Source organism: Fusobacterium sp. (genome assembly GCF_019012925.1).
In the GTDB taxonomy this organism is placed as follows: Bacteria; Fusobacteriota; Fusobacteriia; order Fusobacteriales; family Fusobacteriaceae; genus Fusobacterium_A.
Window position 1 is genome coordinate 1 of the sequence record NZ_JAGIRL010000018.1, and the last position, 12,745, is coordinate 12,745.

Consider the following 12,745-nt stretch of genomic DNA (forward strand, 5'->3'; position numbering starts at 1 on the left):
CCTTTTTTAACAATTTCTTTAATAAGTTCTTTAGGTAATAAAGACATAAAAAAACCTCCCTTGATATTAATTAAATTATACTTATAATTCATCAATAATCAAGAGAGATTTTTATTTACACAAAATTATTTATACTATCAAAAAATAAAAAATAACTAAATAGAGGGAGTTTTCAACATTTTTATTGAAGGCTCCCTTTCTATTTAACAAGAGGATAGTGTAGAGAAATTTCTATAAATTAAATAAATATCTCTTTCTAACTCTTATTTTGACATTTTCCTATCTTATTGAACATAACTAGCTATTACTTTCTTTCCATCAAAGACATAACCCAACTTAATTATTTCTTTTACTCCATATCTTTCTAACTCTACATAGTATTTATTCTCATCTATCTGTTGCAAAGCTTTTTCTACTTCTTTCTCTGGATTTTTAGTATAAGCTCTTTTTAATTCCAAGATATATCCTGCTTTTGTCTTATCTTTTGGAAATAGTATTATATCTGCTCTACCATATCCTGCTTCCATATTTGATTTAGGAAGATAGTAACCATCTAAAGCATAGAAAAATCCAAGTAGTAACATATGATATGGATTCTTCCAATAATCAAGGAGTTCTTTAGAACGACTATGATTATTGAGATACAGACGAAGATTTTTATCTAAGTCTTGTACTTCCTTTGTTATATCATGTGAACTCATTGTATATAAAACTAATTCCTCTATTGATTTATTCAACTGTTCTATATTTTTATCTCTTAAAGCATCCCTTAATCTATCTACTTTATCATAATTTCCAAATACAATAGTTAAAAATTCATCCTTGAAGAAGTTCATAATCTCCATATTTGGTATTCTTACTAAATACCTTCCATCATCTAATTTGCCATTTATAGTTAGATAGCCAGAGTATAGCATAAGCTCCCATACTTCACTTGCTGATAGATTATTTCCAAATCTTACATTTTCAGTTATTCTTACTGCTATCTCTTCTTGATTAAAAATCTTTTCAAGAGTTTTCAATCCCTCTTCTCCAGTATGTTCTAAAAGTTCTCTTATCATAAAGTTAGAACTTGTATTTATCCAATATGATTTTAACACTTTAAATTGTACAAAGTTTAATATACTCCAAGGATTGTATATATCATCTTTACCAAAACTATATCCATCATACCATTTCTTCACTTCTAGCATTTCATAACCTATCTTATAATAATCTAACATAGCTTTTACTTCATCTTCTACTAATCCAAAACTATCACTATATTCATCATTTAAAGTCGTATAGCTGATAAAGTTATTTAAATCAGAGAATATTCCTGCTTGAGCTACTCTTATTATTCCAGTAAGAACTCCCATTTGTAAGTAATCATTAGTTTTAAGGACATCTCCATAAAAAGCTTTTAAAAAATCTCTCATCTCATTATAGTATCCCTTTTCATAGGCATTCATAATAGGAGAATCATATTCATCTATTAATACAACTACTTTTTGATTATAGTAATTATATAATAATTTACTTAAAAAAAGTAGAGAACTTTCTAATTGTGCAGTATTATTATTTCCTTTTGCTATATCTCTAAATTTATCAATTTCAAATTCATTTAAAACCTCCATTAAGAAAGAATAATTTATATATAAATTAGAAATTTTATCTTTGATTTTATCAAGAGCATCTTCAAAATTAGTACTACTTATTCCTTTCATACTAAGAAATATTACTGGATATTTTCCTTGTTCATCTATCAATGGAGAGTTTTCTATATATAAACTATTGAATAGCTTTCTATTCTCATCTTTATTTTTTATATCAAAGAAATATTTAAGTGTAGACATATTAAGAGTCTTTCCGAATCTTCTAGGACGACAAAATAGTTTTACCTTTGCTCCATCATTTAATATATCTTCTATAAACTTTGTCTTATCAACATAGTAATAATCTTGTTCTATAATTTCTTTAAAGTCCTCTACTGCAATAGGTACTTTTTTCATAGTTATATTACTCTCCTTTCCTTAAATATATAATATTTATTATATCATACTATAAAGAAATTCCCTATTTTATTTTATAAGAGTATAATTTACAGAAATAGCTCTGTTATTATTTGTTCCTGATATACAGCTCTTTTCCTAATTAACATCTCTTCTTTTAAAGAAAGTAAATCAGGATCTTCGATTGATGTTAATTTTTTTAAACGACTTTCATCTAATTCTATATCAGATAAATGAGCTTTATAAAGTTCAACTTCATATTTCCATAAAAATAATCTTGTACCATACCTATTTTTTAATTTTTGAGCAATAAGAAGTCCTTCAGGATCAAGGTCTCCAGAGTAATAGAATTTACAATTAATATCAAATAAGTCAAGAGCCATTAGAACAGCTCGTCGAATCTGTCCATTTCCACAAACTACAGTTCTATTTGGAAATTTTTTTATAAATAATGAAAAAATAGCTGGGTTTTCAACTATATAAATAATTTCTTCCCTTTCATCATACGGGAATAATTTACTTAAATTTTGTAGATTAAATAATGTAAGACGAATAGGCTCATTTCTCTTACTAAAATCTTCTATTCCTTGATGAATATTATTTTTATTATCTATTCCCTTGATTCCATATATTAATACATCATTTGATACCTCATCTTTTATTATTCCAGCTTCAAACCAAATTTTACTTTTATATTCACTATATGATAAAAAATCTTCCTTTGTTATTTTGTAAAAATCAATTAAAAATAGAGTAAGTATCTTTTCTCCTAATGTTCCTTCATCAAAATAATGAGGATTACCAGTTGCTGTAGCAGCAAAAATAGGTAGAATTTCTTGATAATCTTCACTAGGGTTTTTCATAAATTTAGGAATAAATTGAATGCTATCAAATACATTTTCAAGAGTTTTTTTCAACTCCTTTTTATTATTTCTATAATTTTGTAAAATTAAATTGTTACCACTTTGACTATTTGCTACAAGTTTTTTAAACCAAGAGATAGCAATATTTTCATTATATTTTGAGATTATCTCCTGAAAAAATAGATCTTTTTCTTCATTTTCAAGAGCTATTTTCTCTTTTTTACTGATCAATTGGATATTAAAAAATTTTTTTATAATTTCTTCCCAAGTAAGTGCAGAAAATTTACTATTTTCTAACGCTTTTTCTAAAGTTTTAAAAGATATAGTTATATTTTTTTTATTTGTAAAATCTCTTTGTAAAAATCCTTCTAGTTGTTCTTTTTCATTAAAAGTTAGAGAGGAAAAATTTATTGTTCCACCAAAATGTCCAAGTCCTTCATATTTTACTAAAAATTTTTTAAATACTTTTTCATATACTTCTCGTTCTTTAAAATAATTAACAGCTTCTTGTAATAGATTATTAGTAAGCATTTGAATCACCATTATTAAAGAGTTTTTCTTGTCTTTTTCCATTCCATCTAAATCTCAAGGTTGTCACAAACTTATTGTTGTTAAATCTTGCTAAATGATAAGTAGATAAGCCTGGCAGAGAGTTATATGCTCCATTTAGTGCTTGAGAAGTTAGTATAAAATTAAAATCTAATGTTACCATCATACTGAGAAGTTTTTCTATATTTTCATTATCAATTCCAGCAAAAGCCTCATCAAGAGCTATAATTTTTGGAGCATCATTTCTAGCTCCTTTATATTTAGCAGCTGCAGCTGCAAATAGAGGGATATACATTGCCATAGCCTTTTCTCCACCACTAAAAGTTGAAAAACGACTATCTGTTAATACTTCTTTTTTCTCACCAGTTTTTTGGTAATAGAGTTGAAATTGGAACCATTGACGATAATCAAGTACTTCTTTTATTATTTGTTCAAAAGTAAGAATATTCAATGAATTTTGGTATTTTATTCTAGCTTCATTTATTTTAGAACGAAAATGATTAGATAATTTTTCAAAATCTTCATCTTTCATCACTTGAACATCACGACCTAAGAGAGTTACAAGTTGATTAGTATCCAATTCTTCTTCACTATTAGCACTCTTATTTTTCCAATCTAATGAAAATGATATTCCACTACCAGAATCAGTTTCTTTCATAATTTTATTCATTTTTTGAATCCATTCTTTTCCTTGAGATATTAAGAGTTTTATCTTTTTACTTATGGTATTACTGAGGATCTCTTTAAATAGCTCTTCATCGTTACTAGTAAAAAGATTATTTAATCCTTTTTCATGTTCTTTTAAGTACTCAATAAGTTTATTAAACGTTAAAGTATTTCCATTTAATTTACACTTTATATCAAAACGTTCATTAGAAATATTATATATATTTTCATTATTTTCTCTAAATAGTGTTTCCAGAGATAATTTATATAGAGTTAAAGTACTTTTATTTTCATGAAAAGTTGAATAAAAGTTTGTTTCTAATTCCTTTCTATTTTTACTCTCTTTAGAATTTTTTAAAATATTTTCTACAATATTTTCCAATACTTCAATACTCTCAAGTAAAATAGAACTATGAGTAGAATAATTTAATCTTGCTTCTTCAATAAGTCCCTCTTTAACAAATTTTAATTTTTCATTTAAAAATTTCTGTTTTTCATAATTTTCTATTAAAGAAGTTTGTAAATTTTCTTTTTTCATCTTTAACTCAATACCTTTGTTAGATAAAATCAATTTTTCATCAGGTATTTCATTATATCTTTTTATACAATAATCAAGTTTTTCTTTTATCTCAATATAGTCACTCATATTCATTTGTTCTTCAATAGATTTCAAACGCAATGATATTTTATTCTCTATATTCTCCAGTCTTTTTATATCAATAAATAGTGATTCCTTTCTATCTTCAAGCTCTTCAATATCTAATTTTATACTCTTTGAATTGACAATAGAATTTAGGTATTTAGAGTGGATATTTCTGAGTTCATTAAAAATAGAGACGTACTCTTTTATAGAAACTAATTTTAACTCTACTTCCTCTAATTTAGGAGATATTTTTAAATCCCTACAGAAGAGAAATGCTTCATTTTTTTTCTTTTCTTTTTTTATTTCTTCCTGCTCAGTAAATTCTCTCTGTTTTTCAAACTCATTTTTTGCAATATCGTACTCCATTTCGCTTCTAGTTAGTAATTGAAAAGCAGTTAAGATATCTTCACCTTTAGGGAAACTATTCTTTTCTAATTCTAAACTATCTATTTTTTCTATTAACTCTTTTTCCTTGTTTTTTTCTATAGCTATTTTTTCACAATATAGAGTAATCTCCTCTTTTAATAGATTTATCTTCTTTTTTCTAAACTCTTTTCTTGCTTCAATTCCAATAAAATAGTTATTATAATTTTTAGTTATTGTCCCTTCAATAATCCCTAATTTATAATTACCATCTTTTTCAATAAAAGTACTATTTTCAAAATTTATCTCTGCTTTATCATTTTTTAATATATTTTCAAAATCAACTCTAATCTTTTCCTGTGTTGAAAAAATATATTTATCACAAACACCTTCATTCAACCTCAATACTCTTTCTCTATATTTAGGCTCTACTATCAGTGCGTCTAATATTCCCATATTGTATAGAGCCTCTTCAATATTATTTCTTTGTTGTTCTGTAATATTATCTGGGAAATCAACACATTTATAGAACTCTATAAAAGGGATACCTAAATTCTTTAAGGTTGTTCTATTATCAATAATATTTTGAGTTCTGTCTGGCTCAATTTCTTTAGTATTTTCTAAATTGTAAAGTTTTAATTTTAACTCTTCAACGCTATTTTCTAGACCTATATAATTATTTTCTATTTCAAATTTTAACTTTTTAAATTCTTTTTCGAAAGTTTCATAGGTTGGAACAATCTGATTTTTAATCTCTTCAAATTGCGATTCTTTATTAAAAGTATGTATTTTTGTAAGAAGAGTTTCAAATTGTGGTTGTGAAAGTTTTAAATATTGATTTTTATCGTGCCAAGAATAAATTTTTTCTATGAGCTCCTCTTTTATTTCAGCTACTTGAATTTCATACTTTTCTTTTGTTTTATCAGCAAAATTTAGATCATTTTCTTTTTTCTCTAATGCTTCTAAAGCTTTTGAATAAAGATTTTCTAAGTATTCTAATTCTTGAAGTATTGTTTTTGCTTTTTCTAGATTTTTTGTATATTTTTTTATCTCATCTTGATGAAAAGAAAAATCATATTCTTTTTCTATATCTTTTAATAGTTCCTCTTTAAATAATAAAAATTCTGAAAACTCCTCAATGTCTATTTCATCTTCCATCTCTTTTAAAAATTTATCTATTTGGTATTTAAATAACTCTATATTTTTATTTTCTTCTTTCAGAGTAATATTTTTTTTATTTAAATTACCCTTACTTTTTTCGAAAGTTTCATTCTTTTCAATGAGTATTTCCTCATTTTTTTTAAAATCAATTTTTAAAAGCTCAAACTCCTCTTTTAATTTTGTTGAATTATTTTTTTCAAGGGATATTTTTTCCTGTTGTATATTAGAAAGTTCATTGTTTAGTTGATCTAATTTTTTCTCTATGTTAGATATTTCTCTATTTATTTTTTCAACAATTTCTTCAGAGCCTTTAATCCCTTTTTTTAATTCTTTAAACTCCTGTGATACATTAAAAAAAGTTTTCATTTTCTCCAGTATTATCTCTTCATTATAAGCTGTAAATACTCTTAATATCTTTTCACCTGATGAAATTTTAAAAGCTAACTCCTGTAAATTTGCCTTTAATTCATCCATTTTTTTTATACTTTCAGAGATAGTGTGTAAATCCTCACTGGATAAAGTTGTCAATGAATTATTAAGTATTTCAATCATCTTAGTTGGTTTAAAACTATTTGAAAGTTTAGGTGAACGAATTTGAATAAGAAGTTCTAAAAGCTCCTTATATTCCTCTTCACTCTGAAATCCAAAAAATATATTATTGATTCTCTTTAAGTAATGATTGGAGCTATCTATTAATTCATCACAACTCTCAAGCCTATTACGAAGTTCTATCTTTGAAAACGGAATTTTAATATCACCAGATTTTTTATATAATAAAAAGTCTTTTCCAACTCTTTTTCCGCCTTTTAGTATAAAAAACCAAGAACTGACATTTTGATGAATTTTTGCTTGAAGTCCTACTCCTATGGTAATATACTCATTTATATTTTTTCTTTTAAATTCCATATAGAGATAGCCAGTTCTTTCCTCTCTGTTATCATTTTCATCTAAAAGATAATTTTTAATTTTTTTGTCTCTTGATCCAAAAGGATCTAGTCTTTCAGGCCTTAAGTTACCATCTAATAACAATGGAATAAAACTTTGCATAGTAAGAGATTTTCCAGCACCATTATTTCCTCTTAAGAGCAATCTTCCATCAATCAATTCAAACTCCTCATCGTCGTAATACCAAAAGTTGATAAGTCCTATTCTATTTATTTCCCAATTATTTTTATTCATTATTTCCCTCCATTAATAGAGTTTCATCATATTCACCAATAACTTTTCCCACTATTGAATTAAAAATATAATTCTCATTTTCCTCCACTATCATATCTAAATTTTTTAAATACTCTATTATAGTGATAATAAATTTTTCATCACTTATAGTCCTAAACTCTTTAGTAAATACAATATTATATTTTTTCCTGATTTTTATTATTAATTCATTAAGATATTCCTTTTTTAGAAAAATATTATCTTTAAAATCTATCTCTATTTTTTTATCATCTATTTCCTTTCTAATGTAGGAATTGATTAAAAGAGCAATATTACATTTGATACTTATTTTACTACTAGCAGTATCATCAGGAAAATATTTTCCAAAATTTGAATTCTCACCTAAAATTAAAAAGGCAACATTTTTATGAACATGTAAACTAACATCAAAATATTTAGAAAAAGTTTCTTGTATATTCTCCCTATGTCTTTTTATATATTTAAATTCTTCTTCATTTTCAGGAGTGTTGAATACTCCTGGTGTCATTAAAAGTTTTCTGTATACCTGGTGTCTTAAGAATATTTCTCCCTTTGAACTTTCAGATATAGAGCTAATATTCTCAAAATCATTAATTGTATTGAGGTCATTGATATCTTGATTAAATATTCTCATAAAAAATTTTGATAACCCTGTATTTTCATAAAGCACTTGAGCATTGCTATCGTTAGTATAATTCTCTTCACTTCCATCATTCTTTCTAATTATTTCCTCTTGTAGGCAAAACTTTAAAGTATCAACTAAAGCAGTTCTATTTGAACGATTAACCCAGTCAATATTTTCTTCTTTAAATGTAATGGTTATAAACTCTACAAGTTCTGATAAAATAAACTGTTCCTCTTCATCAAAATTTTCTAAAAAGGCGAGAATAAGGCATAGAAAAACATAGCTCATTTTACTTTTAAATTCAGTTATCCCCATCCAAATCTTTGGTGGGACACCATATTTATCCAGTTTTATAAAATTGTTTTGAAATATTGCTCCATAACCCAGTTTATCTTTTAAAAAATCCTCATATTCTAAATATTCATCATGTATTTTATAAAAAAGTTCTTTATTTTTTTCGGTTGTTATCCACCTTCTAGAAAGTAATTCTTCTAACGTTTTCATCTTTTAACTCCTATTTTTCAATATCAAATATTAAAACAAAAGAGGGCATGAACATATCTCCATCTTCAGCTCTTAAAACACAATTCTCCTTTGGGTTAATATTTTCAACTCTATAATTTCTACCATATTCAGTGGTATATTTATAATTTATATTTTCAAAAGCTTTGAATAACCAGTTTAAAAATTTATCTCTAATATTCTTATCCAGTACTGGAAGTTGAGAAAAAATAAGCTTATTATCAATTATATAACTATCTAAAATCTCTTTCTCTTTTTCAATCTCTTTTAATAACTTTTTCTGTGTTTCCAGTTTAAGTTCTGTATTATCTATTATGTTAGTTCTATTCTGTCTCTCTTTTCGTACCTTATTTTTTGAAGTGAGTTTTATAATTGCTGGCTTTTCATCAAAAACACTGCTATTTATATCATCTGTTTTTCTTTCTAGAGAAAATTTTAATTTAAAGGTTGTAGGTATACCGAAAACACAAGATGAAAGTTTATGAGCATTGTTTATATCTTCACATCTATAAAACAATGTAGCTATTTTTAGATATTCACTTTGTCTATTCTGAGAAATATTTGAAGTTTGAGAGATTTTAAATGCATAGTTAGTAATTTTTCTAATTATTTCAGTAGTTAGATTGGAGATTTTAACTGTTTCAGCTTCTTTTGTTCCTGTTCCTATAAACCACTCTTTAATATTTTCCCAACTATTGAAGATATTTTCTCTATATAGTGTTTCATTAATTTTTTTAGTTCTTGGAATAGCCAGTCCATAAGAAATAATATTTTCAAATAGTTTATGTACTTTTTCATCATCTAAAGAGTGCAGGTAACTTTCTATTAATAGTGAGTTTTTTTGAAGTGATTTAATAAACTTCCTTAAATATTCAGTTAAACTGGATTTGAATATTAAAAATTCAGTTATATCAAGTAAATTCTTGGCTTTAATATTCTCAAGTTCTTTTGTATAGTCACGATAATTTTGATTTAATGTAATGAAATTTTGATGTAAAGTATCCCACCAAGAAAAATTTTTATCTATTTCTTCAAGAGACATAAAGTTTATTTCTTTGATACTATTTGCAATTTTCTCTATTAATGTAGGTTCTAGTGAAAATGTTTCAATCTCCATATTTTCAAGTTTTATTAACATTCTTTCAATTATTATAGTTTGTTCAGTAGGTTGATATCGAAATTTTTTATTCATATATTCTTCAATAGTTTTAAAGTTTTTAGTATCTTGTATACTCTTTAAATTTCCCCAATTACATAAAGTTTCTAAATCTTGAGAACACTGTTCACGAGTATAATCGTTAAAGTAATTATCTTTTTTTAGCTCTTCATAAATATCATCACTTTGTACCCAATATTTCAATTGTTCAAATTGAATATATAAAAATCTTACAATAGCTCTATATCTAGGTGTATTTTCGACATTTAAATACTTAGTCTCTATTACTGACTTTTTTACCTTTTCATTCATACTTTTATACTCCTTGAATTACTATACTCATTTTACTTTTTTCATATTCTACCATTTTACTTTCTAAAAGACAATATAACAACCCACTGTATAATTCCTTCACTAATATTAGATTAAATATAATTTCATGCACTCTTAATTCTTTTTATTTTGGGAAAATATGATATAATATAAACAAAAATAATGAAAGGAGAAAAGATGAAAGCCACAGGAATAATAGTGGAATACAATCCTTTTCACAACGGACATAAGTATCATTTACAAAAAGCTCGTGAAACAGATCCTCAAAATACTATAATAGCTATTATGAGTGGAGATTTTGTACAAAGAGGTGAACCCTCTATAATTGACAAATGGACTAAAACTAAGATGGCTTTAGCAAATGGAGTGGATATGGTAGTTGAATTACCTGTTTTTTACTCTTCTCAAAGTGCTGAAATTTTTGCTAAGGGAGCTGTTGGTATTTTAGAAGAACTGCAGTGTGACTCATTATTTTTTGGTTCTGAGTCAGGAGATATTGAAGATTTAAAGAGAATATCAACTCTTCAAGAGAGTGATGTTTTTAAAGCAAATTTAAAAAAGAGATTGAAAGAGGGGTTATCCTATCCTACTGCACACAGTCTAACTATGAGAGAGATACTTGGAGAAAAGGAACTAAATTCAAATGATATTCTCGGCTTAGAGTATATTAAAGCTATAAATTACTGGCAGAGTAAAATTGTTCCAAAGACCCTTAAGAGAGAGAAGGTAGGGTATCATGATACAAATATCATTGGAAATTTTGCTAGTGCTACCAAGATTAGAGACTCTATTAGAAATCAACAAGATTTTCAAAATATAGTGACTCCAGAGAGTTTTGATATTTTAAAAGAGTATGCAAATTTTACCTCAATAGAGAGATTTTATCCTCTCATTAGATATGAACTTATTAAAAATTGTAGAAATCTATCTGAGATACAGGATTTGGAGATTGGATTTGAAAATAGACTCTATGAAAATGCTCTGAAGTTTGAAAATTATGAGGATTTTTTTAAAAACATCACTAATAAAAGGTATACTTTGGGAAGGACACAGAGAGTATTAATGCACATCTTGTTGGGACTTACTTGCAAAATTACTGAACAGGTAAAAAAAGAGGTTCCCTATGTCAAAATTTTAGGCTTTAACAATAGAGGACGTGAGTATCTAAACTTCTTAAAGGGTACTAATAATAAAAAGATTATAACTTCATATAAAAAGATGAATGAAACTTTTTCCGAGGAAGTTTGTTCATTGATTGAATTTAATGAAAACTGTTCTAAGCTTTATAGATTAATCAATAGTTATCAAGAGTATAAAATACCAATAATATACAGGGAGGATATTATTAATGAGTAGAAGATTACCAACAAATATACAGATATTTTATGGTTTAGGGGTTAGTTACGCCATTGTTGATCAGATATTTGCTCAATGGATACTCTATTTTTATCTACCACCTGAATCATCAGGATTAAAGCCTGTTATGGCACCACTTTTTATCTCAATGGCTCTAGTTATATCTAGAGTAGTTGATATGGTTACAGATCCACTTGTAGGATTTTTATCTGACAAAGTGAATACTAGATGGGGGAGAAGAATTCCTTTTATAGCTATTGGTATCATTCCACTAGCTATATTTACAGTTGCTTTTTTCTATCCACCTATGAATAATGAGAAATTAGCATTTTTTTATTTGGCTGGAGTTGGGTCACTTTTCTTTACATTTTATACAATAGTTGGTGCTCCTTACAACTCTCTTATTCCTGAGATTGGACAGACAACTGAGGAAAGGTTGAATCTTTCCACTTGGCAATCTATTTTTAGATTGATCTATACAGCTGTGGCTATGATAATTCCTGGAGCTTTAATTAAAACTTTAGGAAGAGGAGATACACTGGTTGGAATAAGGGGTATGGTTATCTCTCTATGTGCTCTTGTAATTGTAGGTGGACTTATAACAGTCTTTCTTGTTCCTGAAAAAAAATACTCTTTAGGCTTGACTTCACAGGCAAACTTTAAAGATACTATGAGTACAGTTTTCAAGAATAAAGACTTTATCAACTATCTATTTGGATTACTCTTCTTCTTTATAGGGTTCAATAATTTGAGAGCTATTATGAACTACTTTATAGAGGATATTATGGGCTTGGGAAAGGGAGCTATCACAATTGCTTCAGCACTTCTTTTTGGAATGTCAGCTCTTTGCTTCTATCCTACAAATAAACTTTCTAAAAAATATGGGTATAGAAAGATAATGTTAATCTGTTTAAGTTTATTAATTATTTTTACTCTCTTACTTTCTCAATTAGGTAAGCTGGTTCCTGTTTCATTTGGGTATCCTCTTTTCACTTTGATTGGTATACCAGTAGCTGGAGCAGCTTTTATCTTTCCACCAGCAATGTTGAGTGAGATCGGAAATAGAATTAGTGAAGAGAGTGGAAATAGAATTGAGGGTGTTTGTTTTGGTATACAGGGATTTTTCTTAAAAATGGCATTTATGATATCTATTCTTATTCTTCCAATTATATTGGTAGCTGGGAATGGAGATATTTTATCTGCTATAACTACAGCTCCAAAAGGTGTTGAAAAATCAGGTATCTACTTGACAGCCATTGTTTCATCTATATCATTTTTAATCTCATTTTTCTTTTATTATAGGTATAAAGAGTAGTACAA

General features: G+C 26.6%; 7 protein-coding genes. 2 read left to right on the top strand and 5 right to left on the bottom strand.

Annotated features, from left to right (window positions below; translation table 11 throughout):
- Nucleotides 1-284 precede the first annotated feature (284 nt).
- The 5 genes from QZ286_RS02805 to QZ286_RS02825 all read right to left on the bottom strand — a co-directional run bounded on the left by QZ286_RS02805 (nt 285) and on the right by QZ286_RS02825 (nt 10,048).
- The gene (locus QZ286_RS02805) at nt 285-1,991 is read right to left on the bottom strand and encodes an AAA family ATPase (protein ID WP_291255464.1); all 1,707 of its coding nucleotides are present in this window, start codon (nt 1,989-1,991) and stop codon (nt 285-287) included.
- 89 nt (nt 1,992-2,080) lie between these two features.
- Nucleotides 2,081-3,385 (bottom strand): TIGR02679 domain-containing protein, encoded by a 1,305-nt coding sequence (locus tag QZ286_RS02810; RefSeq protein WP_291255465.1) that lies wholly within the window; start codon nt 3,383-3,385, stop codon nt 2,081-2,083.
- Complete coding sequence (locus tag QZ286_RS02815; protein ID WP_291255466.1) at nt 3,375-7,415, bottom strand: SbcC/MukB-like Walker B domain-containing protein; 4,041 nt, start codon at nt 7,413-7,415, stop codon at nt 3,375-3,377. The genes QZ286_RS02810 and QZ286_RS02815 overlap by 11 nt, the downstream gene beginning before the upstream one ends.
- A complete protein-coding gene (locus QZ286_RS02820; protein WP_291255467.1) occupies nt 7,408-8,562 on the bottom strand; it encodes a TIGR02678 family protein in 1,155 nt (384 codons plus the stop codon). The genes QZ286_RS02815 and QZ286_RS02820 overlap by 8 nt, the downstream gene beginning before the upstream one ends.
- A gap of 10 nt (nt 8,563-8,572) precedes the next feature.
- Nucleotides 8,573-10,048 (bottom strand): TIGR02677 family protein, encoded by a 1,476-nt coding sequence (locus QZ286_RS02825; RefSeq protein WP_291255468.1) that lies wholly within the window; start codon nt 10,046-10,048, stop codon nt 8,573-8,575.
- Between the two features lie 198 nt (nt 10,049-10,246).
- Here QZ286_RS02825 and QZ286_RS02830 point away from each other — a divergent pair, with 198 nt between their 5' ends.
- The gene (locus tag QZ286_RS02830) at nt 10,247-11,425 is read left to right on the top strand and encodes a nucleotidyltransferase (RefSeq protein ID WP_291255469.1); all 1,179 of its coding nucleotides are present in this window, start codon (nt 10,247-10,249) and stop codon (nt 11,423-11,425) included.
- Nucleotides 11,418-12,740: an MFS transporter gene (locus tag QZ286_RS02835; protein WP_291255470.1), complete on the top strand. Its 1,323-nt coding sequence runs from the start codon at nt 11,418-11,420 to the stop codon at nt 12,738-12,740. Before QZ286_RS02830 ends, QZ286_RS02835 begins: the two co-directional genes overlap by 8 nt.
- The last annotated feature ends 5 nt before the right edge of the window (nt 12,741-12,745 follow it).